The following is a 24,473-nucleotide window of genomic DNA, read 5'->3' on the forward strand; positions in this document are numbered from 1 at the left end:
CAGCTTCATAAAAACACTATAAATCATCAATATGAAACGATTAAAAAGTCATCCATTCAAAGTAAATCTCATTTCACTGGCTTTGCTCTTCCCTCTTTATTCATATGCCGAGACAGCGCCAAATGAAGAGCTTGAAGTCATAGGCGTTCGTTATGCCAAACCTATTACCATTGCTGAGCCTGCGCAAACCACCATTAATTGGTCAGAGATTGAAGAGCAACAGTACTCTAATTTTGCCTCAATGATCGATGCCGTTCCCGGTGCATCAATAGATGGTGGCGGTCGTTCTGGTGGCGAACGTATTAACATTCGTGGTTTTGATGATCCAAGCGATATCGCCGTCTTTGTCGATGGCGCTCCAATTGGCTTTCAACAATACCGCTACGGTACCTTCTTTTTTGATCCGTTCTTAATTGGCGAAGCAGAAATTATCAAGGGCGCGCACGACTATCGAGCACTCAACGGGAAGTTTGGTGGCTCCATTCGCATTAAAACCAAAAGTGTCGATGATCTCCTGTACGGCGAAAGAAACTTTGGTGCTCGCATCTCAAGTGCATACAACACCAACGGCGATGAGAACGCCTACACGCTAACACTCTATGGTAAAAACGATACTGGTTTTTATTTTCTAGCGAATGGCTCGGTAAAAGATTCTGATGACATTAAAGTCGGAGGTGGTGAAACGCTAGATTACTCAGGTTATGAGCAAGAAAACATGCTCGTAAAGGTCGGTTATGAAAATAACGATCACGAGTTTGAAATTAGCCATACTCGCTACAAAGATGAAGGTCGTAAACCTTGGGCTAACCGTCGCGGAAAAATGCCTAACATCACCGAATACAATATCAAGAAATACGGCTCATTAGAAAAAGCCCAATACGCTTACACCGTCGATAACAAATACACGGACAACACCACAACCATCTCTTACCACTACATGCCGACTAACCCGTATATTGATTTCAATATCAAAATGGCACGTTCCGAAAACGATCGTCATTGGGTTCGCCCTGACGTAGCATTCGAGAAAATGTTCGTTTCTGTTGGCAGTTACGGTCATGAGTCATGGCTGAGTTACGAGCGTGACTACGTTGATGTGTTTAACCAAGCACAATTCGGAGACCACACTCTAGTCACTGGGCTTCAATATCAAAAAACCGATAGAGACTCGTTAGTATTCAACGCATCATACGACAGTAATGAAGCGAAAAACTACGGTTGGTACACCCCTTACTACGAACCATCTGGCACGCAGTCAATTTATGCCGCTTACATTGCTGATCACTATCAAGCAACAGACCGCCTAACAATCACACCTTCTCTGCGTTACGAATACATCAAGAGTGAAGGAAAAGGGAACGCAGCGCCGGATTATAATGATCCAGCTGCCGGACATAACTACGGTGAAACGACGCATAAAGGCTTTAGCCCACGTTTGGATATCGACTTTGATGCGAGCAATAATACGCGTTTAAACGCCTCCTACGCCTACGCTTTAAAAGCACCAACCGTTGATAACATCTACTCAGTGCAATATGCGCGAGCTACCGCTACGGCTACTGCTTTGAATCTGGACGTGTCTCGTATCCATGCTTATCAAGCAAGCGTTATCAACTTAACGGAAGGGCTGGTGAACTCTCGCGATAACCTCGCAACAGAGTTAACTATGTTCTATAACGATGTTAGCGACACAGTTGATATACGAACGGGCGAAAACCTCGACAAAAATACTACTGAGTTACAAAGCTGGAATACAAACCTAGATGGCTTTAAAAACTATGGCTTTGAGCTAATTTCACAATACCGGATTGAAGATTTCTACAGTAATTTCTCAGCAAGTTACATTCGCGGCAAAAACAAAGGTAGCCTATCTGACTCTACAGGTTCAGATGATGATCATCCTGATGTACCGCCATTAAACATTAATCTGGGTTTAGGTTACGAATGGATTCCTGGTTTACGTACGGGCTGGGAAGTCCGTTGGTATGATGCGCAAACCAAAACCAAGGCAAGCGGTAATAATTTAAAAGTGAAATCGCCAAGTGAGCAATACACGCTACAAAACGCTTACGTGGTTTGGGAAATACAACAAGTCGAAGGCTTGAGCGTTGGCGCGGTTGTGAAAAACTTAACCGATCGTTACTACGAAGCATACCTATCTAATGGCGTGCCTTCGCCTGGTCGCGAAGTCAAACTGCACCTCACTTATCAATACTAACCATACCTAAAAGATGCAGGGCAGACATTAACTGCCCTGTTATATCGTATCCAATGGCCATAATTGCACGCCGTTTTATTTATCAGTATTATCATTTCCTTTTGCTTGCATACACATTATGAACAATCTAAAAACACGGCTTCTTCTGATTTGCTTCTTCCCTGTAGGTAGCCTAGCGCAAGCTTCTGAGAACATTGCAGACTACTTACAAGAACAAAGCAAGCACCAAGTTTCAGAAGATTTTTACGCACAGCCAACAGCAAATAACCTGAATCTAGATGCAAAAACTAACTCTTTAACTTGGCACGAAGATGGTAAGCCGGATCACTGTCGTTACGCCAAGCAGCCCAAAGACGTCGCAACACATTTCGACTACGGTGAAGCAAACGATCTATCTGACGGCTTACAACACTTTGATTTACCGGAAAGACATTCTGCAAAGGTCAAATCGACACATCGCACTTATGCTAATAACCCTCACCTTCTTCCTGGCAATAAACAATTTGCAGCCCCTGAAGACGGCACGTTTAGCTTGTCCGTATCGTCGGATTGTTTTTAGCCGATATAAATAAAAAATGCCCTGAGACAAAACTCAGGGCATTTTCACTATTTGTTTGATGGGTAACGTCACCATCTCACCGATTTAAACTTATTCTTCGTCAGTGTCTACTTCGGTTTCACGTGCTTTGCGGGCTTCTTCTTTACGAACTTTTGCCGCTAGTTGTTCTGCTTCACGCTCTTGACGTTGCGCTGCTTTACGCTCGTTACGAACCACTTGGTTTTGGATAAATCCAGCCAGTTCTTGTTCAGCCCAAGCTTGTGCTTTCTCTTCGCTGTCAAAGCCTGTTTCACGCTTTGATACTACAGTCTTACGAGATGTCACTTGGCGAGTGATTTCTGCGCTCCAGCCGTTACGTTTTTCAGTGACGCGGATAGCAAATTTTGGATTCTTAGACATTTCTTTCATTTCCTAAGGGATTTAGGGATCAATCAGGGATTCGGTCAACTTGATAACTCCATCTAAGCTGAGCTGTTTAACACCATCCCTTGGTAAGCGCGGTATTAGAGCATAAAAGTAATCTAAACGCTGCAAGTTTTTTACGCTAGATAATAGATGACAAAGAAGAGGCAGAACAAAGCAACGTTTCGCCAAGTCACTAGAAAGAGCGACGAAGAAAAAAGAGTGATAAGAAAAAAGAAAGCGCTGGTCTCTCAACCAGCGCTTTACTTAAGCTAGATTAACCTTTGGTTAATTAACCGATATTCTTACGGGCATTTTGGAACATACGCATCCAAGCGCCATTTTCACCCCAACCTTCCGGAGCCCAAGAATTTGCAACTGTGCGGAATACGCGCTCTGGGTGAGGCATCATGATAGTTACGCAACCGTCTGCTGTTGTTAAACCGGTAATCGCGTTTGGCGAACCATTCGGGTTGTTCGGGTATTGTTGTGTTGGGTTACCGAGGTTATCCACGTAACGAACCGCAACCGTACCTGATGCCTCGATCGCTGCTAGGTGCTCTGCATCACGTACTTCTACACGCCCTTCTCCGTGGGAAACCGCGATTGGCATACGCGAACCAGCCATGCCATCAAAGAATACAGAATCAGATTTCTGAACTTCAACTAGACTAAAGCGCGCTTCAAAACGCTCAGATTCGTTGCGCACAAAACGTGGCCACAAGTCTGCACCTGGGATCAGCTCTTTCAGGTTTGATAGCATCTGACAACCGTTACATACACCTAAAGAGAACGTCTCTTCACGGTTGAAGAAGGCTTGGAACTGTTCACGAGCTTGTGCGTTAAACAGGATAGACTTAGCCCAACCTTCACCCGCACCTAGTACGTCGCCGTAAGAGAAGCCACCACAAGCTACTAAGCCATGGTATTCATCCAGTACCGCTTGGCCCGTTAGGATATCGCTCATATGGATGTCGGTTGCTTCAAAACCTGCGCGGTCAAACGCTGCTGCCATTTCGACGTGGGAGTTAACGCCCTGCTCACGTAAGATTGCCATCTTAGGTTTAGCACCTTTCGCAATGTACGGTGCTGCAACGTCTTCATTTACGTCGAAGCTGAGCTTAACGTTTAGACCAGGGTCAGAGTTGTCTTTCTTAGCTTCGTGCTCTTGGTCTGCACACGCTGGGTTATCACGTAGACTTTGCATCTTATGCGTTGTTTCAGCCCAGATAACGCGTAGTTCGGTACGTGAACGTTCAAGCACAACTGCATCACCAGAAGTGATAACAAAGTCGTCTGAAGCTTCAACAGAACCAATCACATGTGAGCATGCCTCTAAGCCGTTTGCCGCCAGAGTAGATAGAACTGAATCTAGATCATCATTCTTAACTTGAACAACCGCACCTAGCTCTTCGTTAAATAGAACGGCTAGCGCATCATCACCCAGCTCTGCGATGTTCGCTTTTACGCCACAGTGACCCGCGAACGCCATCTCAGCCAGTGTAACAAAAAGACCGCCGTCGCCTTTATCGTGGTAAGCCACTAGCTTGTCATCACGTACTAACGCTTGCATTGCATCAAAGAAGCCTTTTAGCTGCTCTGCATTATCTACGTCAGCAGGTTTGTCACCCAGCTGTTTGTATACTTGTGCCAATGCTGTCGCACCTAAGCGGTTTTTTCCGTTACCCAAGTCAACAAGAACTAGAGAGGTATCTCCTTTGTCAGTGCGTAGTTGTGGAGTCACGGTCTTACGTACGTCTTCCACACGACCAAATGCCGTGATAACTAGCGACAGTGGAGAAGTGACTTCTTTGCTCTCGCCGTTTTCTTCCCACTTGGTTTTCATCGACATGGAGTCTTTACCAACTGGGATAGTCAAACCTAACGCAGGACACAATTCTTCACCAACCGCTTTCACTGCTTCGTAAAGACCCGCATCTTCACCTGGGTGACCCGCTGGAGACATCCAGTTCGCAGACAGTTTAATGTGTTTAATATCACCGATGTCTGTTGCCGCAATGTTCGTTAGTGACTCACCAACGGCTAGGCGAGCCGATGCTCCAAAGTCTAGTAATGCCACTGGCGTGCGCTCACCCATCGACATTGCTTCGCCATGGTAAGTGTCGTAGCTTGCCGCTGTTACTGCGCAGTTTGCTACTGGTACCTGCCAAGGACCAACCATTTGATCACGAGCAACCAGACCCGTTACTGTTCGGTCACCGATAGTAATTAGGAATGTTTTTTCTGCAACAGCAGGAAGACGAAGTACGCGATCCACCGCTTCATTAAGCTCAATACCATCACGAACAATGGCAGGGCTTTCCACTTTTAGTGTGGTTGCGTCGCGGTGCATCTTCGGTGGCTTACCAAGCAGGATATCCATTGGCATATCGATTGGCGTATTGTCGAAGTGAGAATCTTCTAGCGTTAGATGACGCTCTTCTGTCGCCACACCCACCACTGCATACGGTGCGCGTTCACGCTTACAGATGGCGTCGAATGCTTCCATGTTTTCTGGCGCTACCGCTAGAACGTAACGTTCCTGTGATTCGTTACACCAGATTTCCAGTGGGCTCATGCCCGGCTCATCGTTTGGTACATCGCGTAATTGGAACTTACCGCCACGCTCACCGTCGTCGACAAGTTCAGGCAATGCGTTAGAGATACCGCCTGCACCCACATCATGGATAAATGCGATTGGGTTGTCGTCGCCTAACTGCCAACAACGGTCGATCACTTCCTGACAGCGACGTTCCATCTCTGGGTTTTCACGCTGTACTGAAGCGAAGTCCAGATCTTCTGCTGACTGACCAGATGCCATGGAAGATGCCGCACCACCACCAAGACCGATGTTCATTGCCGGACCACCAAGTACGATTAGGCTCGCACCCACTGGAATCTCTTTCTTCTGTACGTGTTCATCGCGGATGTTACCCATACCACCAGCAATCATGATTGGTTTGTGGTAACCACGAATTTCTTCACCCGCATGAGAAGTGACTTTTTCTTCGTAAGTACGGAAGTAACCCAATAGATTTGGACGACCAAACTCGTTGTTGAATGCCGCGCCGCCAAGAGGGCCTTCAAGCATGATGTCTAACGCATTCACAATACGACCCGGCTTGCCGAAGTCGGTTTCCCATGGCTGTTCAAAACCAGGAATACGTAAGTTAGAGGTTGTAAAGCCAACCAGACCCGCTTTTGGCTTACCGCCGATACCCGTCGCGCCTTCGTCACGGATTTCACCGCCTGAGCCAGTCGATGCGCCCGGCCATGGAGAGATTGCCGTTGGGTGGTTGTGCGTTTCTACCTTCATCAAGATGTGCGTATCTTCATGGTGGTACGTGTATTGACGAGATTTAGGGTCAGGGAAGAAACGCCCCGCTTTAGAACCTGTCATAACGGCTGCGTTGTCTTTGTATGCAGACAGTACATAGTCAGGTGTCGTTTCAAAAGTGTTTTTGATCATTTTGAACAAAGACTTAGGTTGATCTACCCCGTCGATAGTCCAATCTGCGTTAAAAATTTTGTGGCGACAATGCTCTGAGTTCGCCTGAGCAAACATCATCAATTCAATGTCGTTTGGGTTACGCCCAAGCTTAGTAAAGTTCTCGACCAAGTAATCAATTTCATCTTCTGCGAGTGCCAAGCCAAGGGAAACGTTTGCCTCTTCAAGCGCAAGACGACCGCCAGCTAAGATATCAACATGTGCGACAGGCTTAGGCTCTGCAACAGTAAATAATGCTGATGCGGCTTCAAATTCTGTGAATACTGTTTCCATCATGCGGTCGTGAATTAACGCTTTAACAGCGTCAGCTTGAGCTTCTGATAGAACAACTGAAGACTCGACATAATAAGCCGTACCACGCTCTAGACGTTTCACTTTATCCAGACCACAGTTAACAGCGATATCGGTAGATTTAGAAGACCAAGGCGAGATAGTGCCAGGACGAGGCGTGACAAGAAGTAGAAGACCTTCAGGCTCATGCTCTTCGATGGTTGGGCCGTAAGTTAGTAACTTTTCAAGTTTTTCTAACTCTTGGTCATCAAGGTCTGACTTTAGATCGGCAAAGTGCATAAACTCGGCATAAATGCCAGTTACAGGCAGATCTTGTTCACGACAAAGTTCCAGTAGTTTATTAACACGAAACTCTGAAAGAGCTGGGGAGCCACGCAAAATTCTCATGTGCTTAGGTCTCTTATGCAATTGATTAAGGTGATATTGGAATAAATTCAGACACTTAAAATAAGCCCTGTCGAACCTATGCCGATTCCACCTCGTCATTGCGAGCGCATTATATAGTAATTGTTTTTGTGATGTAACACCAAAAGCAACCGTTTGCGTCATTTTTTTTGTCAAATTTGAATTACAACTAAAATGTCGATAAAACACACAATGTCACGTTATAAGTGTGTGATTCACTTTGCCCCATGAGCTCGCTTTGATATAAAGGCAAATAGAAATTTTCCAAGATGTACCTATTAATGCAAATAAGTCACTTCAACCGCCTCAAGCGCAGTGCTCTAATTTTAGTTTCTGTTCTTTTGCTCTCAGCTTGCCAGATTGAGTCGGAGCCCAAAAGTGAATTTGAAAAAATTCAAGAACGTGGTGTGCTTCGTGTTGGCACGCTAAACAATCAGCTTTCCTACTACATAGGTCCCGATGGTCCCGCAGGGTTGGATTACGAATTGGCGCGTCAGTTTGCGGAACAGCTCGGCGTCAAACTCGAGATTAAACCAGCCTTTCGCCAGGCTGAGCTTTTTCCTGCTCTTAAGAAAGGAGATATCGATATCATCGCTACGGGTTTAAATCAAACGTCACAAGCAGTCAAACGATTTAGACCAGGCCCTGCCTATTATTATGTAAGCCAACAAGTGGTATACAAAAAAGGGCAACTTCGACCACGTGATATCGAACAACTCATTGAATACCAAGCCTCGAAAGACGACGAGTCCGACGAAGATACAAATGCAGGCGCTCAAACATTAAAGATCGTTGAACAATCGCAATATGTTCCGACCCTAACAGCGTTAAAGAAGCAGTATCCAGAACTTCAGTTTGAAATTGTTGGTGATGCTGACACGAGAGACTTACTCAAATACGTATCGACGGGTGAGTTACGTTTTACTGTGACTGATTCGGTGGAACTTTCCCTTGCTCAACGCCTTTACCCCGATCTTGCGCTCGCGTTCGAACTTACAGAAGATCAACCAGTATCTTGGTTTACTCGACGTTCTGAAGACGAAAGTTTGTATGCGATGCTGATAGAGTTTTTCGGTAACATCAAACAATCAGGAGAACTGTCCACCCTCGAAGAAAAGTACATTGGTCATATTGAAGCATTTGACTACGTTGATACTCGCGCATTCATTCGAGCTCTGGATGACAAATTGCCTAAATGGGCACCTTTATTCCAAAAATACAGCGAAGAGTTCGACTGGCGCTTAATTGCAGCATTGGCTTATCAAGAGTCACACTGGAAACCAACAGCAAAATCGCCAACAGGTGTTAGGGGGATGATGATGCTGACTCTGCCAACAGCGAAAAGCGTCGGGGTAACAAACCGTTTAGACCCTGAGCAATCTGTTCGTGGTGGTGTCGAGTACTTACGTCGTATTGTAAGTCGCGTGCCTGATAGCATTAACGAGCATGAAAAAATATGGTTTGCGTTAGCTTCATACAATATTGGTTACGGCCACATGATGGACGCACGACGACTCACCAAAGCACAAGGTGGCGATCCGAACGCTTGGGCCGATGTAAAAGACAGGCTGCCTTTACTTCGTCAGAAGCGCTATTACAGCCAAACTCGCTATGGGTACGCCAGAGGCGATGAAGCGCGTAATTACGTAGAAAATATTCGACGTTACTACCAATCCATCATTGGTCATGTCAGCCAACAGCCAGCGATTGATGAGAATAGCGATGACTTACAAGTGATTCCGCCGCTCACCCCCGACATTTTGATATCGGGCGCAGTAGAGACCGTCGTAGAACAAGTCTCTGGCGCTTCTGACGTCACGGTTGAAGAAGACACCAAACAAGAAAGCATTGAAGAATAAACCCGCGGTAAACTAAAAAATGACGAGCCTATGAAGCTCGTCATTTTTATTGAGTCCTAACGAAAACTTATCTAGAATCCAATATTCTGAGTGACACCAACCACACTCAACCATTCCTTTGGTTGGTCGCCTTTTCTTCATCGTTAGTAAAACTGATTGCTTTGTAACAGATTACTTTACAACCAAATGGTTTAGCTCACTTGATGAAGCGGCGCCTTCGGCTACACTCTGCCGAAATAACGTCACTCCTATTATTAAGCATCGTATTGAAATTGTTTGCTGGCTCTGTGCAATGCAGAAGTCAAATGAAGAACGTTTAAACCATACAATGTTTAGTGCGATTATCGAGCCTATTGCCAAGCATCGATGAGCCGCGCTTTACTGGTATAAGTCTTGTCTGCAGGAGGTTTTGAATATGAGAAGACGTAGAGTGCAGTCAAAGCGTTTAAATAACACAGTAGCTGCTATCCGACGTAAACGTAAACTGACATGTATGAAAAAGAAAGTAAGTTCACGTAATCGTGTTTTTGTACATTTAGTCAATCACTAGTGCGTCCAAGCAAACATCTACCACGTTGTAGGTGTTTGCTAGCCCTCACTACTCCCACTACCTTGTTCGCTCTCTCCATTTTCTAATGCTTTTTGTGCTTGCTTCTTCGCTTTAATTTCCTTTCGGCGGCGCTTAAAAAACGCTTGTAGCTGAGTGCGGCACTCATCTTCTAGCAGCCCCTTTTCAACTAAGGCGTAATGGTAAGCTGCTTGGCTTTCAAACAAATTAAGCACTGTTCCTGCTGCTCCAGCTTTTAAATCTGGCGCTCCAAAAACAACCCGCTTAACGCGGCTATGCAATAAGGCTCCGGCACACATTGGGCATGGCTCAAGTGTTACATATAACGTCGTATCCAGAAGGCGGTAATTTTCTAGCTTTTGGCCTGCTTTACGCAGTGTTTGGATCTCAGCATGTGCGGTAGCGTCATTAGTACCAATAGAGCGATTCCACCCCTCAGCGATAATTTCACCATCTTTGACAAGCACTGCGCCGACAGGTACTTCCCCCTCAGCTTCTGCTTGCTCGGCAAGCACCATCGCTCTGCGCATAAACAATTCATCTTGAGGGGTAAACGGATGGTTAGACAAAGGAGGCTCCAAAGAAACAAAAAACGATTGAAGTCGGGAATTTTATCACCAACTTCGGTTTCACTACAGCAACACATCACGGGACAAAGTCTGCAACCCCAAAAAACCTAGTTACAAGACCTATCGATGTTCGTTGTGCGAGAACAAAAAAGCGCAGATCGAAGACCTGCGCTTTTCGGCTGCCAATTAGCGGCTTTCACACCCTACACGTTTTTACATTGTGTAAGTGTAAGGAGCTTGAATGCCTAGCGGGATACCTACCATCCAATAAGCAACTAGGAAGATAGACCAACCGATCAGCATTGCGATCGAGAATGGCATCATTAGTGACGCAAGCGTACCGATACCAGCCGACTTCACATAACGCTGACAGTAAACCACTACAAGAGGGAAAAATACCATTAGAGGCGAAATGATGTTCGATACAGAGTCACCCACACGGTAAGCCGCTTGAGACAGCTCAGGCGAGATACCAACCGCCATTAGCATTGGCACTAAGATTGGACCAATTAAAGCCCATTTTGCCGATGCCGAACCAATAAGTAGGTTTACAGACGCGGTTAGAAGTATCATACCGATGATGGTCACTTCACCTGGTAGGTTCATCGCTTTTAAGCCTTCTGCGCCATACAACGCTAGCATCGTACCGATGTTTGACTGAGCAAATGCAGATAGGAACTGAGCACAGAAGAACGACATAACAATGTATGCGCCCATGGTTGACATAGTATCAGCCATCGCTTTGATAATGTCGTTGCTGGTCTTGAACGTTCCAGACACTTTACCGTAAACGTAACCAGGAATGATAAACAGAATAAAGATCAACGGCACGATAGACTTCATGATCGGTGCTGAGAAGGCAGTAATTTCACCTTCAGGCGAGCGAAGTGCTGATGTTTCTGGAATTAACGCTGCAACAAGTAAAGCAATACCCGCCATCATTGCCCAACCTGCATAACGGAATGCTTTTGATTCCAGTTCAGTAAATGAACCTAGGTTTGGCGCGGTTTCCGCATCATCATCAATTGGCATTTTTGATAAACGAGGCTCGATGATTTTCTCTGTCACGTACCAACCAATCCCCACAATAATGATAGAGGATAGGCCAGTGAAGAAGATGTTCGCTAATGGGTTAACCACATATTCAGGATCAAGAACCTGCGCCGCAGTTTGCGTAAAGCCTGCTAGTAGTGGATCGATACCTGAAGGGATAAAGTTTGCAGAGAAGCCACCAGATACACCTGCAAATGCTGCCGCAATGCCTGCTAGAGGGTGACGACCTGCCGCATGGAAGATAATACCGCCAAGAGGAATAACCAGAACATAGCCTGCATCTGCCGCAGTATGCGATACAATGGCAACCAAAATAAGCATTGGAGTAAGAAGCTTAGCTGGCGTGAAGTTCAGCATCTTCTTAAGACCCGTCGTAATAAAGCCCGAAGAATCTGCAACACCCACACCTAACATTGCGACAAGTACGATACCCAGTGGCGCAAAGCCAGTAAACGTCGTCACCATGTTAGCAAGGAAACTTGCTAGCGCTTCGCCCGTAAGTAAGTTGGTGATAGTAAGAGCTTCGCCCGTTCGAGGGTTTGGAAGATCGAATGATACATTCGACAAAAGTGCTGACGCCGCCCAAGTAATGATCAATGCCCAGAAGAACAAAATCGCAGGATCAGGAATTTTGTTACCTGTCCTCTCGATAAAGTTTAAAAAGCGCTCCATCCCGCTCGGCTTCGATGATGGTGCCTTATTTACAGCTTGGTTACTCATGGTAACTCCATAGTGAATGATGTTGGTGCCAAGGCCTATTTGAATAATTATAACGACCTACTATCCAACGAGTATTCTAGTAAACACTAATGGAGAAAGCACAAGGTTCTAGATTTTTTTTCATAATTGGAGACATATTTTGCAAAAAAACAAAACCAAAGATACAAGCCTGAAACATTATGGAAAAATCAACATATACATTTAGTAAACGAGCTGGCAAAAACAGAGGTTGCATAGAGCGATGAATAGATAGTTTTAAGAAAAGAAACTATACGTGATGAGAAGCAAGAAATAATTCTCTTCAATATAAAAAGGGCAACGCGGACAGTGAACACCTTATCCAGAACTCCAATCGGTTTTGATTGAATCGGCATAAAACAGGAACCTAGACTATTTAATCAAATTCGCTATGTTTAGAGATCATGGTTTTCAGCTCTACCGATTGTATTTTACCGTGGCGATCTTGCCATAGAGCTTCCATATGTATCGTTTTAAGTGCGCCCGACAGAGTTGCCGTTGGCACAGACCAAGATAAAGTATACAAGGGGTGCGTAGTATCTTCCCCAGAGACAATATTTGTATCAAAATTAGCGGCGGGCATCGAGGGGACTGCAGAAATAGCCCCACGCGTACGAAACCACTCTAATTTCTGCTCAGCAAGATTTAGCGCTTCAATGCTATGCATCGCGTAATCTGCCCGCAGCTCAATGTAAGCTTGCAACTTAACCAATCCAAGAGCACCGACACCAATTAAAATAAAAGAAATCATTATTTCAATTAAACTAAAACCATGTTGTTTACTTGGCATTCCAACTTCCCTCTTGCCAACGAACATCATTTCTCCTTGTTGTAGGTCTTTTGCTGGAATCAAATAGTAACTCCATTGAGCCCGCAATTGAGGTTTTTAACCCATCAGTATCAAAACCATAACCACCCGTTGCGTGAAATGCCCCTGCATCAACATAAACAGTTTGTGTAAGATCAGTATATTGTTTACCAATGGTAAAATTAGTCGGTGAGCCATCAGCATTCGAGAACAAACTTTCCCAATAGCTTTTTAACTCATTAGGAGCAAACTGTGGTTTAGTTTTATCGACTAAATGAAAAAGCGAACCCTGAAATGTTGTTGAACCAGTATTGATAAAAATACCATCTTGAATAACTAACGTATATTTCTCATGGTTGCCTTGAAGTGCTAAATTCCCGTGAATGGCGCAGTCACCAGTAATCCAAACCTTATCTACTTCCTTAAAAGCATTTTCGATAGCTGATTTACACTGTGTCGCATTTGACAAATTGATTTTCCCAGCTTTCGGAAATGAAGCTTTGACTTTATCAATATTTTCCGGTGTTTTTTTGTAATCAAAAAAGGTTTGGAATGGATCGACTTCAGAGTCATAAACAAAATCGCCTTTTAGCTGCGGATCAGAAGTTTCAGGTTTATTAGTTTTCGTAATTGCATTCCCAGCTTTTACTGTAACATTGGTTGTCGTTGCAGCGGTACACCCTCCAGAAGGAGAACCATCATATAAGCTATTCGCTCTTATTGATGCAGTGTTATATTTTGATCCTGTGCTTCCGCCTTCCATGGTATAACTATACCGATAAGTCAGTGATATGCATTCATACAGATTGTCAGAATTAAGATCACCTTTCGCATCTGGATGAACCTTTAAATCACCATAAGTAGTTAACTTGGATGTGGTTTGTATCGCTCCTTTTCCACGATTACTTAGTGTACTGAAAGTTTTATTGAGCTGGGCCCAACCATTGTGAGATATAGAATTAATACGATAGACTCCTGCCCCTATATCAGTAACGTTCAGCTGGCTAAGGTTTAATTCCCTCTTACATAAGGTATTTAAATTATTGTGATTAATTGGGATGAGCTCGTTCACTATGGATACATCATCTGTGACATAAGCAAATAGACACTCAAGCCCCCCTTCCGCTTCCCAGTGCTGTTGCCGAGAACTAACTTCATTCTGCGCACGCTTAATTTGATAAAATAGATTCTTATATGACCCTAACGTCACAACCAAAGCGACAGAGAGCAGTATGGAAGTAATAAGTAACGTGGCCACTCCTTGTTGATGCTTACGTATCATTGCCAATTCCTTTGCTGAACTTGTAATAAAATGGCGTGAGAAATTGCCGGATCATTTTTTAATTCAGCGGCCATTGAAATAGAAATAAACGCACTCTCTATTGACGAACCTGATAGTAATGTTCGACTAACACCAAATTGAGTTACTTTAATTTGCTTAGGATCAAAAAGATCAAAACATCCACTAGCAGCAGACACGATACTTAAAGGTGATGGTGAATCATCCTGGCAATATTCCAACATATTATCCTTTAACCGATATATCGTATTACTCACAGAGCTTGCTGTGTTTCGATAAACATAACCGATTTTTTCGGATTGTTGATATAGAACGCTAGGAGAACCGGAAAGCATCATTGATTTTGTCGTAATACCATCAAACCCTGCTCGTTGAATATCCTCTTTCACTTGTTGAATTACACTACTCATCTGCTGAAGTAGCATTATTTCCTTGCTTCGCTGCACAGCTGTTTTTTGGTTAGAAAGAAACACTGCGCCAACAATGCCCAAAGCGACAAGTCCTAACAACGCAGCAATCATAAACTCAACAAGTGTACTACCCTGCTGTTTAGCATTGTTCAAAGCCATATTTTGCCTTATTCATAGCGCACACTTTTACTCGCCCTGCTCCGTTATGAACAGTTACTTTTATCGGACTGGTATCCGCTTGAGATTTCTTCAGGTGAATACTTCCCGCATTTTTGGGATTCCCCATAACACGATCAAACTTGACGCTAGTTATATTACTCGACACCACCAGACCCCGATATAGATGACCTTGCAGCTCAGCAACAGTATTCATTGAAGTAATGTCAGTGACATTCGATACACTCGAGAGTGTGAGCTTCCAGCTTCCGGTGGATGAAGGTAAGCCTTGAATATGAACCCAAAAATCTTGATTTCTCATCACCGATTCCGATTTCGCTTGGATCAAAAAACCCTGTAATTCGTTGGCTAAATTCACTATTTTCATGTGTTGGCTAACTTTTGAAAAACTTGGGGCGACAAAAAGTAGTAGCACTGACAAGACAGCAACAGTAATAAGAAGCTCCAACAACGTAAACCCGCGAGGCATTTCCCAAATTCCTATGTAAACGGCAAAAGGGCCGTAATTCATCTTGCACAGATGCTATCACCTGCCAAAAATAGGCGGAAAAGTGAAAAGGAAACTACTCGTGATGATTCGAATTTCTCGTTGTAACGGCTACAAAAAAGGATTGAGAGGGATGACATTGATCGAATTACTGATAGCTGTCGTGATTGTCGGGATCATTGCTGCGATCGCCTACCCTTCTTACACTAATCATGTAATCAAGTCTCATAGGACGGTTGCCTTGAGCGATCTTAGTCGAATTCAGCTAGAGCTAGAGACATCTTATGATGGTGGGTACGACTGGAGTCATATTCTCTCTGGAGGAACATGCACTCTATGTGACTCAGACAAAAATAGATTTTCTTTCGATATTGCTAGCTCTGCAAGTACGGCCTATACCATTACAGCAACAGCAAAATCACCTCTTGGACAAGACGACGACGAGTGCTTGACTGGTTCTAAAACGATTACTTTAACGTCAACAAATGTCGAAGAACCAAGTGATTGCTGGAACTAGCAAGAACACCGAGATGCAAAAAGGCCTGCATTTTAGCAGGCCTTTGTATTTGTGCTTTTCACTAACGTCTTAGCTGGTTAAATCATCAAAGAACTTTTTCACACCGTTGAAAAAGCCTTCTGATTTAGGCTTGTGCTTTGTCGCCGCTTCACCACCACAAGACTCTTCAAACTCTTTGAGCAGTTCTTTTTGGCGTGAGCTTAGGTTTACTGGTGTTTCAACAACCAACTTCACAATAAGATCACCAACACCGCCACCGCGAACGCCTTTCACACCTTTACCACGCATGCGGAACATACGACCTGTTTGCGTTTCTGAAGGTACTTTTAGGCTTACGCGACCATCTAGAGTTGGCACTTCAACTTCACCACCTAGAGCCGCCATCGCAAAGCTTACTGGCACTTCACAGTATAGGTTGTTGCCATCACGCTCGAAGATATGGTGCTCTTTCACGTGCACTTGTACATACAAGTCGCCAGCAGGCGCCCCCATTTCTCCCGCTTCACCTTCGCCAGATAGACGAATACGGTCGCCAGTATCAACACCTGCTGGGATCTTAACGTTAAGTGTTTTTGTTTTCTGCTTACGACCTTGACCATGACACTCATTACAAGGGTCTTTAATGATTTTACCTTTACCGTGACAGGTAGGACAGGTTTGTTGCACTGCGAAGAAGCCTTGTCGCATCTGTACTTGACCATGACCATGACAGGTACCACATGTTTCAGCAGATGAACCTTTCTTCGCGCCACTACCATCACAGGTATCACAGTGTACTAGTGTCGGTACTTCGATCTCTTTCGTTACACCACGAACTGCTTCTTCTAGCGTTAATTCCATGTTGTAACGTAGGTCAGCACCTCGCTGGGCACGGTGGCCACCACCGCCACGACGACCACCACCAAAGATGTCACCGAATACATCGCCAAAGATGTCGCCGAAATCAGCACCGCCGCCGCCAAAGCCGCCGCCACCGAAACCACCGCCGCCTTGTTCAAAAGCAGCATGACCGTATTGGTCGTACGCCGCTTTCTTTTGAGGGTCGGTCAGAACTTCGTACGCTTCTTTTACTTCTTTAAACTTGTCCGCCGCAGAATCATCACCCTGGTTTCGGTCTGGGTGGAATTTCATCGCTAGACGCTTATACGCCTTTTTGATATCGCGCTCTGAGGCATCACGGCTTACGCCTAATACTTCGTAAAAATCACGTTTTGACATGTTCTTCGTCACCAGTTAATTACTACAAACGGCATCGATTCACCGCTTGGTGTTTGTATCGTTCTAGGTAAGTGCACTTGTCTGCAACATACTTAACTAGAAAGACAGCGTTTACAAACAGACGGGCGTAAGAGTTGCCCCAAACGCCCGCACACGAAGTCTTATCGACCCCAGATGGCTATGCAGCCATCTGGTTAAGAAATATTATTTCTTGTCGTCTTTAACTTCTTCGAACTCAGCATCTACAACGTCGTCTTCTTTAGACTGTGCACCTGCGTCAGCACCTTGTGCTTGCTGCGCTTGAGCTTGTTGTTGAGCGATTTCCATCAGCTTTTGAGAAGCAGTCATTAGTGCTTGAACTTTAGCATCGATAGCTTCTTTGTCTTCGCCTTTACGTGCTGTTTCTAGCTCAGAAATTGCTGCTTCAATCTTCTCTTTCTCTTCTGCAGGTAGCGCTTCACCAGCTTCTTCGACTTGCTTACGAGTACCGTGAATCATTTGGTCAGCTTGGTTACGTGCAGTCGCTAGCTCTTCGAACTTCTTGTCCGCTTCTTTGTTAGCTTCTGCTTCTTGAACCATTTTCTCGATGTCTTCATCGCTTAGACCGCCAGAAGCTTGGATAGTGATCTTCTGCTCTTTACCAGTCTGCTTGTCTTTCGCAGACACGTGTAGGATACCATCCGCATCAAGGTCAAAAGTAACCTCGATTTGTGGCATACCACGTGGTGCAGGCTGGATGCCTTCTAGGTTAAATTGGCCTAGAGACTTGTTGTACATCGCTTGCTTACGCTCACCTTGTAGAACGTGGATAGTTACCGCGCTCTGGTTATCTTCCGCTGTAGAGAAAACTTGGTTCGCTTTAGTTGGGATAGTTGTGTTCTTCTCAACTAACTTAGTCATCACGCCACCCATTGTCTCGATACCTAGAGACAGTGGAGTTACGTCTAGTAGTAGTACGTCTTTAACGTCACCAGCAAGTACACCACCTTGAACTGCAGCACCCATTGCTACTGCTTCGTCAGGGTTTACGTCACGGCGCGCTTCTTTACCAAAGAACTCAGCAACTTTCGCTTGAACCATTGGCATACGAGTCTGACCACCAACTAGGATTACGTCAGTGATGTCGTTTACTGATAGGTCAGCGTCAGCTAGAGCTACTTTTAATGGCTCAAGAGAGCGTTGTACTAGGTCTTCAACTAGAGATTCTAGTTTTGCACGAGTCACTTTAATGTTCATGTGCTTAGGACCAGTTGCATCTGCAGTAACGTAAGGTAGGTTTACGTCTGTTTGAGAAGTAGAAGAAAGCTCGATTTTCGCTTTCTCTGCTGCTTCTTTAACACGCTGCATTGCTAGTGGGTCGTTCTTAAGGTTGATGCCTTGCTCTTTGTTGAACTCATCAACCAAGTAGTTGATTAGACGGTTATCAAAGTCTTCACCACCTAGGTGAGTATCACCGTTAGTTGCTAGAACTTCGAATGTTTTCTCGCCTTCAACTTCATCAATTTCGATGATTGAAATATCGAATGTACCACCACCAAGGTCGTATACCGCGATAGTGCGATCGCCGCCCTTCTTATCAAGACCGTAAGCTAGCGCAGCTGCTGTTGGTTCGTTGATGATACGTTTAACTTCTAGACCTGCGATACGGCCAGCATCTTTTGTCGCTTGACGCTGAGCATCGTTAAAGTAAGCAGGTACTGTGATAACTGCGCCAGTTACTTCCTCACCAAGGAAGTCTTCAGCAGTTTTCTTCATTTTCTTAAGAACTTCAGCAGAAACCTGAGGAGCTGCCATTTTTTGGCCTTTCGCTTCTACCCAAGCATCACCGTTGTCAGCCTTAACGATTTTGTAAGGCATGATTTCGATGTCACGCTGAACTTCTTCGTCTTCAAAACGACGACCGATTAGACGCTTAATTGCAAATAGCGTGTTTTCTGGGTTAGTTACTGCTTGACGTTTCGCTGGTTGACCTACTAGCGTCTCACCGTCAGTGTAAGCAATAACCGATGCAGTAGTACGTTCGCCCTCTGCGTTTTCAATTACACGTGGTTTGTCGCCGTCTAATACAGCAACACATGAGTTAGTAGTACCTAAGTCAATACCAATGATTTTACCCATCTGGCTATCTCCGAATAAATTCTATTTTCGTTTGGTTATAACCCCAATGTGGGGGGAGGAGAATCGGGTTTCAACCCTTGCTCACAAACAAAAATAATCAATGTTTGCTTCTCTATGCCACATAGATAAGGGCGGCAAAATGCTTTTCAAGGGCAGAATTAAAAAAAAGCGTCTTTTTTCGAAATTTATGTGTTTCTTTCTGATTAGTTTGGAACTCGTCACACTGCTGTAGCGCAACAAAACGTCATTTCCCAGATAAATTTATTTATGTCCGACTCTTCCTAAATAAAAAACGAGCTCATAAGAGCTCGCTTCAATATTAGGGTTAAAATAAATTATTCAAGGTATTAGGCGTTCGCTTGAGCAGGCTCAGCATCAACACCTTCTTCTTTACCTATCTCACCTTCTGTTTTTGCAACAATGGTGTTCACTGCCGTATCGCCGACAACGTTAGATGATGTACAGAACATATCATTGATACGGTCGACCGCTGCAATGATTGCTAAACCTTCAGGTGGTAAACCCAGCTGGTGAAGCAAAACGCCTACCATTACCACGCCGCCACCAGGAACGCCGCCAGCACCAATAGATAACAGAAGAATAGTTAAGCCAAGTGTGAAGATGTCTGCGGTGTTAATAGGCTGGCCAAAAGCGTTCGCAACAAACATCGTTGCTAGAGCAATATAGATAGACACACCAGACATATTCATCGTTGCGCCCAGTGGTACACCGAAGCCAGCAACCGATTTAGAGACCTGAAGCTTTTCTGTCAGTGTGCGCATCGTTACCGGGATAGTCGCGTTTGAGCTCGCGGTAGATAGAGAGAAAAGAATCTGCTCACGAGTTGCACGTAGGAAAGTCTTTGGAGAAGTTCCTGTCGCAATACTCACTGCCATTGGGTAGAAGAAGAAGATCCAGAACACCAACATCGCAACCACCAAAGCCACGTAACCGGCAACGGACATTAATGTATTGGCGTTTAGCGTTGCACCTAGTTGAATCATTAGTGCGAACACACCATATGGTGCAAGACTCATCACTAATCCAACCAATTTCATCATGATTTCATTTGCCATTTTGAATGTGCGAATAGCTGGGCCACCACGAGAATCCAAAGCTTGAATTGCAAGCCCCGTCAAAATTGCCATAAAGATGATTTGCAGCATGTCGCCGCTAGCAAACGCTTGCACAGGGTTGCTAGGAACAATGTTAACAACTAAAGAGAAAATGTCCGGCGTATCTGTCGTTGTCAACTGTACAGCCTCAGATACCGTTCCTGCTAGATTAGCGCCCGCTCCTGGCTGGAAGATCAAGCCGACAGTCAAAGCCGCCGTAATCGCAATGATGGTGTTAAGAATGTAAAGGGTAAAAGTTTTTCCACCAAGACGACCAAATGCACTGATGTCTTTCAAGTCAACAATGCCGCATACGATTGAAACGTAAACTAAAGGAACAACAAGCAATTTGATCAGTGAGACGAACATGCCGCCAACACCTTCTGCTGCTCCAAGTAGGTATGTATCAAAAATCGCAATACCGCTAAATAAGTACTGAATTGCTGTCCCCAGCACAAGGCCGGCAAACAAGCCTATAAAAATCTTACTAGAAAGCGATTTATCCATTATAAATCTCCGATATGTTGTGTTTACTATTTACATTTTTGTAGTTATATATGCTTACTTTTAAAGCATTAGTCGCAAATCATACACACCGAAGTTACAAAATAAAGTGATAATTTACATTTTTGTTAACGAAATTGTTTTGGAAAAAATGACTATATTTACATTCCTATGCAGAACAAACATTCACACAGCGAATGATTACAACCACTTATAGCCCTTTCCGTTAATAAACACGCAGCGAGATGAGAGAAAATCTCCTATAGGAAAATAATTAACCAATAGGAAAAAATATGAAGGGGATCAAATTTTCATTTATCGATATACAACGTAGTTCGATGCAGTCATTTATGTTTAAAACAAAAAAGCGCCCATCAAAAATGATGGGCGCTTTTATATTTAAAAAAAAACAGGTAGTTAAAGTTACTTAGCAACCATTACCATTGCCGGACGAATCACACGGCCGTTTAGTTCGTAACCTTTTTGCATAACAAACATAACAGTGTTTGATTCATGATCAGGGCTCTCCTGAATCGACATCGCTTGATGGAACTCTGGATTGAATGCTTCACCTTCAGGGTTGATTGCTTTCAAGCCAAATTTCGCGACAACGTCTACAAACGTTTTATGTGTTAGTTCAACGCCTTCTAGGAACGGCTTCACAGTTTCATTCTCTGTATCTGCCGCTTGAATTGCACGCTCTAGGTTATCAATAACAGGAAGCAGCTCTTCTGCAAACTTGTTCAACGCAAACTTACGTGCTTTATCGATCTCTTGCTCAGTGCGACGACGCATGTTTTCTACTTCAGCTTTAGAACGCAACACCGCATCTTGTTGCTCTTTTACTTTTGCCTCGCTAGACAATAGTGCCGCTTCTAGTTGAGCAATCTTAGCGTCTGTCTCATCACCAAGCTCTTCAAGCTCAGCTTCAACTTCTTGTGCTTCAGCTTCTACTTTTTCAGCCTCTTCGATGATTTGATCAAGCTCTTCTTCTGTAACTTTGTTTTCTTCGTTGCTCATGATATCTCCAGAATTCAACATAATGCCCTTAAAGCCATGCGCGTTTTTGCGGGCTTTAACCACATAAAAATTCGCATATTTAGGTGACTTGCCATTATTATGGGGATGAAGATTCCTGATTCAAGCCTCTTTAATGCGGAAATGCTATGAAAAATCCATGTAACGTGATCGCGATTATCGGAAAACCAAGAGATCAACAAGCAATTCAAACTCATAAAGAGTTGTACCAATGGTTGACCTCTGAGGACTATAAAGTATTCATTGACGATCGCCTTGCCGCAATACTGGATGATATCCCACAGAGTCAGTTTGCTAGCTTAGTTGAACTAGGAAAAAATGCCGATCTAGCCATTGTGGTTGGTGGCGATGGCAACATGCTAGGTGCAGCAAGAATTTTATCCCGATTTGATGTACCAGTTATAGGCGTGAACCGCGGAAATTTGGGCTTCTTAACTGACTTGAACCCAGACGACTTCCAAGCGTCTCTGCAAGCGGTACTCGACGGTGAGTACATTGAAGAGGAGCGTTTTCTTTTAGAGGCGGAAGTACACCGCCACGGACAAATAAAGAGCCATAACGCTGCGCTAAACGAAGCCGTACTTCACCCAGGGCAAATTGCTCATATGATTGAATTTGAAGTGTATATTGATGAAAGCTTCGCCTTCTCTTTACGGGCCGACGGTTTGATTGTCTCCACTCCGACTGGCTCGACGGCATATTCACTTTCTGGCGGCGGCCCAATTCTTTCTCCTAGCTTGAATGCCATTTCACTCGTGCCAATGTTCCCTCATACATTGTCGAGTCGACCTTTGGTGGTTGATGGAAAACGTCGAATTAAATTGGTGGTATCACCAGAAAACCGTGGAACACAAGAAGTTAGCTGTGATGGACAAGTCTCACTTCCAGTTACCCCTGGCGACGAAATTCACATCTATCAAAGTCCAAATGTACTAAAGCTCATCCATCCAAAAGACTACAGCTACTATCACGTCTTACGGAATAAGCTTGGCTGGTCTAGTAAATTGTTCTAACACTTGTTACTCAGGGTAATAACTTCAATAAAAAAGCCAGCAGCTCAATTGCTACTGGCTTTTGGCTTTCTTAGACAAGAAATAGACACAAAGTAGTGAGGCGACACGATATTTGTCATCATTAAAGAGAAGCTTATAAATTTTGATCCTGTGGGCAAACTTTACACAAAAGATAGAAAAGCAAATTCAATGATCTATGTCCGGTGATATTCTCACCATGAATAGAGTATTAACTCTATTTCATACAATCAATAAAGGACATATTATGAAGAAAACCATCATTCTGTCTGTTCTCAGTACATTAGCACTTATTGGCTGCCAATCAGAGGAAACGCAAGTCAACAGTGTGTCCAACGCAAAAGCGGAAGATATCACTAAGACGAAACGGGCCCTAGCTCAACAATTGAGTGAGAATTATGCTGCCATTGAACCCATGCTGAGAAGAGATATTACTCCGCAACAGACTAACGTTTCTGTATTAGCATTTGTTAAGCAAAACCCTAACTCAGAGTTCAGCCGCCAGCTTGTACAAGCTGACACTCAAATTCGTAGCTGGAAAGGTATTTCTGAATACTCAGATCAGTTGTTAGAAGTTCGCTTGGCAAATGAAGCCATGATAACAGCATGGCAAAGTGGCGAGGTCGAGCCATTATTTGCATTTGAACCAAGTGGTGATGATGAGAATTGGCAATACATCGAAGCATTTGATGTTTATGGCAACATCCATCAACTCGATGTTTACCAGCTCCCTGAGGTACCTGTACTTGTCGTTGATAACAATAGCTCTGCAGAGCTAAAAGCAGGCTTGCAAGCTATGCAAGCTGAGATGAAAAAACTCGGTCAACCAGCTTTAGTTCAACCATATATTGCTGATGAACAACGCCAAAATACACCGCTATTGTCAAGTAGCGCAGTGGGCGAAGCGGCTCCAATTCAAACCACGCAGTTGAAAAAGATCCGTCTAGCCGATGACAAAGAACCTTGGATCTCTGGCAAGGCAGAAATCTACGCTATCGTAACGGGCGTCAATCCAAGTCGTGATGAACCGACTCTCGATTTGGTGGAGCTTCCATACTTAGACTACGATAACCAAGATTACTATCCAAATCAGATCATTATTCACTGGTCTCGTTACCGCTGGGGTGCGGCAGACATTGTGCTCATGGAGCAAGATGACGGCACAGACTATAAACAATTGGCAAAACTCCTTGTTCAAGTTGCCGAAGAAGTATTGAAAGCGATTCCAGATCCAGAAGTTCAGGCTTACGCAATTATTCCGCAAATCACGAACAAGATCATCGACACTATCCCCGATGGTGTACTCACGAATGATGATGACTTCGTCGACGTTTACTACACTCTAATGCAAGACACTTCATACGTGGATCACCCAGGTGCAGGTGTGAATGCAGTCGTCACACTAGAACCACTAACGATTAACCCAACTCGTCCGTAACCTGTTCAATTTTAATGAGTCGTTGTAATCACATCGGCTCATTTTTCCCACTTCATCACAAAAAAACAGCCTACAAAGAAAATTTTCCTTACCTGACTTTACTGTATAAAGAAACAGTATATACTGTTCTCTTATACAGTAT

18 protein-coding genes are annotated in these 24,473 nt (G+C 44.2%); 6 read left to right on the top strand and 12 right to left on the bottom strand.

Annotation, left to right across the window (positions count from 1 at the left end; all coding sequences use genetic code 11):
* Positions 1–31 precede the first annotated feature (31 nt).
* On the top strand, positions 32–2,218 hold the full coding sequence (locus R7E78_RS07100) for a TonB-dependent receptor domain-containing protein (protein ID WP_053306531.1): 2,187 nt from the start codon (positions 32–34) through the stop codon (positions 2,216–2,218).
* Between the two features lie 118 nt (positions 2,219–2,336).
* Positions 2,337–2,777 carry a hypothetical protein gene (locus R7E78_RS07105; protein ID WP_005381599.1) on the top strand — a complete coding sequence of 147 codons (441 nt, stop codon included), beginning with the start codon at positions 2,337–2,339 and terminating at the stop codon, positions 2,775–2,777.
* Between the two features lie 90 nt (positions 2,778–2,867).
* On the opposite strand, the gene R7E78_RS07110 is transcribed toward R7E78_RS07105, so the two are convergent.
* On the bottom strand, positions 2,868–3,176 hold the full coding sequence (locus tag R7E78_RS07110) for a DUF3622 domain-containing protein (protein WP_025998700.1): 309 nt from the start codon (positions 3,174–3,176) through the stop codon (positions 2,868–2,870).
* 295 nt (positions 3,177–3,471) lie between these two features.
* On the bottom strand, positions 3,472–7,365 hold the full coding sequence (purL, locus tag R7E78_RS07115; protein WP_318057776.1) for a phosphoribosylformylglycinamidine synthase: 3,894 nt from the start codon (positions 7,363–7,365) through the stop codon (positions 3,472–3,474).
* A 299-nt stretch (positions 7,366–7,664) separates the two neighbouring features.
* On the opposite strand from purL, the gene mltF reads away from it, so the two are divergent.
* Positions 7,665–9,242 carry a membrane-bound lytic murein transglycosylase MltF gene (gene mltF / locus R7E78_RS07120; protein ID WP_053303011.1) on the top strand — a complete coding sequence of 526 codons (1,578 nt, stop codon included), beginning with the start codon at positions 7,665–7,667 and terminating at the stop codon, positions 9,240–9,242.
* A 588-nt stretch (positions 9,243–9,830) separates the two neighbouring features.
* Here the strand turns inward: mltF and tadA are convergent.
* The 6 genes from tadA to R7E78_RS07150 form a co-directional block, all read right to left on the bottom strand.
* A complete protein-coding gene (tadA, locus tag R7E78_RS07125; protein WP_064376798.1) occupies positions 9,831–10,340 on the bottom strand; it encodes a tRNA adenosine(34) deaminase TadA in 510 nt (169 codons plus the stop codon).
* A 252-nt stretch (positions 10,341–10,592) separates the two neighbouring features.
* Positions 10,593–12,152, bottom strand: a complete 1,560-nt coding sequence (locus R7E78_RS07130; protein ID WP_017635695.1) for an AbgT family transporter — start codon at positions 12,150–12,152, stop codon at positions 10,593–10,595.
* A gap of 394 nt (positions 12,153–12,546) precedes the next feature.
* Positions 12,547–12,960, bottom strand: a complete 414-nt coding sequence (locus tag R7E78_RS07135) for a prepilin-type N-terminal cleavage/methylation domain-containing protein (protein ID WP_017635696.1) — start codon at positions 12,958–12,960, stop codon at positions 12,547–12,549.
* Positions 12,950–14,260, bottom strand: a complete 1,311-nt coding sequence (locus tag R7E78_RS07140) for a hypothetical protein (RefSeq protein ID WP_053302988.1) — start codon at positions 14,258–14,260, stop codon at positions 12,950–12,952. The genes R7E78_RS07135 and R7E78_RS07140 overlap by 11 nt, the downstream gene beginning before the upstream one ends.
* Complete coding sequence (locus R7E78_RS07145) at positions 14,257–14,847, bottom strand: pilus assembly protein PilW (protein ID WP_318057777.1); 591 nt, start codon at positions 14,845–14,847, stop codon at positions 14,257–14,259. Before R7E78_RS07145 ends, R7E78_RS07140 begins: the two co-directional genes overlap by 4 nt.
* Positions 14,828–15,334, bottom strand: coding sequence for a GspH/FimT family pseudopilin (locus tag R7E78_RS07150; RefSeq protein ID WP_017635698.1), 507 nt, complete (start codon positions 15,332–15,334; stop codon positions 14,828–14,830). The genes R7E78_RS07145 and R7E78_RS07150 overlap by 20 nt, the downstream gene beginning before the upstream one ends.
* A 103-nt stretch (positions 15,335–15,437) precedes the next feature.
* Here R7E78_RS07150 and R7E78_RS07155 point away from each other — a divergent pair, with 103 nt between their 5' ends.
* Positions 15,438–15,869, top strand: coding sequence for a type IV pilin protein (locus tag R7E78_RS07155; RefSeq protein WP_053302986.1), 432 nt, complete (start codon positions 15,438–15,440; stop codon positions 15,867–15,869).
* A gap of 69 nt (positions 15,870–15,938) precedes the next feature.
* Here the strand turns inward: R7E78_RS07155 and dnaJ are convergent, their stop codons facing one another.
* From dnaJ to grpE, 4 genes are all read right to left on the bottom strand, one after another.
* Positions 15,939–17,087 carry a molecular chaperone DnaJ gene (gene dnaJ, locus R7E78_RS07160; RefSeq protein ID WP_005381620.1) on the bottom strand — a complete coding sequence of 383 codons (1,149 nt, stop codon included), beginning with the start codon at positions 17,085–17,087 and terminating at the stop codon, positions 15,939–15,941.
* A gap of 204 nt (positions 17,088–17,291) precedes the next feature.
* Entirely contained in the window at positions 17,292–19,205 is a 1,914-nt protein-coding gene (dnaK, locus tag R7E78_RS07165) for a molecular chaperone DnaK (protein WP_005381623.1), read from the bottom strand.
* Positions 19,206–19,552: 347 nt separating this feature from the next.
* On the bottom strand, positions 19,553–20,827 hold the full coding sequence (locus tag R7E78_RS07170; RefSeq protein WP_053302985.1) for a dicarboxylate/amino acid:cation symporter: 1,275 nt from the start codon (positions 20,825–20,827) through the stop codon (positions 19,553–19,555).
* A gap of 420 nt (positions 20,828–21,247) precedes the next feature.
* Positions 21,248–21,844, bottom strand: coding sequence for a nucleotide exchange factor GrpE (gene grpE, locus R7E78_RS07175; RefSeq protein WP_021034134.1), 597 nt, complete (start codon positions 21,842–21,844; stop codon positions 21,248–21,250).
* Between the two features lie 146 nt (positions 21,845–21,990).
* Between grpE and nadK the strand changes: the two genes are divergently transcribed.
* The gene (gene nadK, locus R7E78_RS07180) at positions 21,991–22,875 is read left to right on the top strand and encodes an NAD(+) kinase (protein WP_053302984.1); all 885 of its coding nucleotides are present in this window, start codon (positions 21,991–21,993) and stop codon (positions 22,873–22,875) included.
* Between the two features lie 265 nt (positions 22,876–23,140).
* The gene (locus R7E78_RS07185; RefSeq protein ID WP_080996636.1) at positions 23,141–24,331 is read left to right on the top strand and encodes a DUF3103 domain-containing protein; all 1,191 of its coding nucleotides are present in this window, start codon (positions 23,141–23,143) and stop codon (positions 24,329–24,331) included.
* The last annotated feature ends 142 nt before the right edge of the window (positions 24,332–24,473 follow it).

The sequence above is a fragment of the Vibrio sp. YT-19(2023) genome, from assembly GCF_033337395.1.

Coding starts and splice junctions, on each gene's coding strand:
- R7E78_RS07135 (WP_017635696.1), bottom strand. CDS start 12,960: ATGCCAAGTAAACAACATGGTTTTAGTTTAATTGAAATAATGATTTCT.
- nadK (WP_053302984.1), top strand. CDS start 21,991: ATGAAAAATCCATGTAACGTGATCGCGATTATCGGAAAACCAAGAGAT.
- R7E78_RS07105 (WP_005381599.1), top strand. CDS start 2,337: ATGAACAATCTAAAAACACGGCTTCTTCTGATTTGCTTCTTCCCTGTA.
- dnaK (WP_005381623.1), bottom strand. CDS start 19,205: ATGGGTAAAATCATTGGTATTGACTTAGGTACTACTAACTCATGTGTT.
- tadA (WP_064376798.1), bottom strand. CDS start 10,340: ATGCGCAGAGCGATGGTGCTTGCCGAGCAAGCAGAAGCTGAGGGGGAA.
- dnaJ (WP_005381620.1), bottom strand. CDS start 17,087: ATGTCAAAACGTGATTTTTACGAAGTATTAGGCGTAAGCCGTGATGCC.
- R7E78_RS07170 (WP_053302985.1), bottom strand. CDS start 20,827: ATGGATAAATCGCTTTCTAGTAAGATTTTTATAGGCTTGTTTGCCGGC.
- R7E78_RS07130 (WP_017635695.1), bottom strand. CDS start 12,152: ATGAGTAACCAAGCTGTAAATAAGGCACCATCATCGAAGCCGAGCGGG.
- R7E78_RS07100 (WP_053306531.1), top strand. CDS start 32: ATGAAACGATTAAAAAGTCATCCATTCAAAGTAAATCTCATTTCACTG.
- R7E78_RS07150 (WP_017635698.1), bottom strand. CDS start 15,334: ATGCCTCGCGGGTTTACGTTGTTGGAGCTTCTTATTACTGTTGCTGTC.
- R7E78_RS07140 (WP_053302988.1), bottom strand. CDS start 14,260: ATGATACGTAAGCATCAACAAGGAGTGGCCACGTTACTTATTACTTCC.
- grpE (WP_021034134.1), bottom strand. CDS start 21,844: ATGAGCAACGAAGAAAACAAAGTTACAGAAGAAGAGCTTGATCAAATC.
- R7E78_RS07185 (WP_080996636.1), top strand. CDS start 23,141: ATGAAGAAAACCATCATTCTGTCTGTTCTCAGTACATTAGCACTTATT.
- purL (WP_318057776.1), bottom strand. CDS start 7,365: ATGAGAATTTTGCGTGGCTCCCCAGCTCTTTCAGAGTTTCGTGTTAAT.
- mltF (WP_053303011.1), top strand. CDS start 7,665: ATGCAAATAAGTCACTTCAACCGCCTCAAGCGCAGTGCTCTAATTTTA.
- R7E78_RS07145 (WP_318057777.1), bottom strand. CDS start 14,847: ATGGCTTTGAACAATGCTAAACAGCAGGGTAGTACACTTGTTGAGTTT.
- R7E78_RS07155 (WP_053302986.1), top strand. CDS start 15,438: ATGATTCGAATTTCTCGTTGTAACGGCTACAAAAAAGGATTGAGAGGG.
- R7E78_RS07110 (WP_025998700.1), bottom strand. CDS start 3,176: ATGTCTAAGAATCCAAAATTTGCTATCCGCGTCACTGAAAAACGTAAC.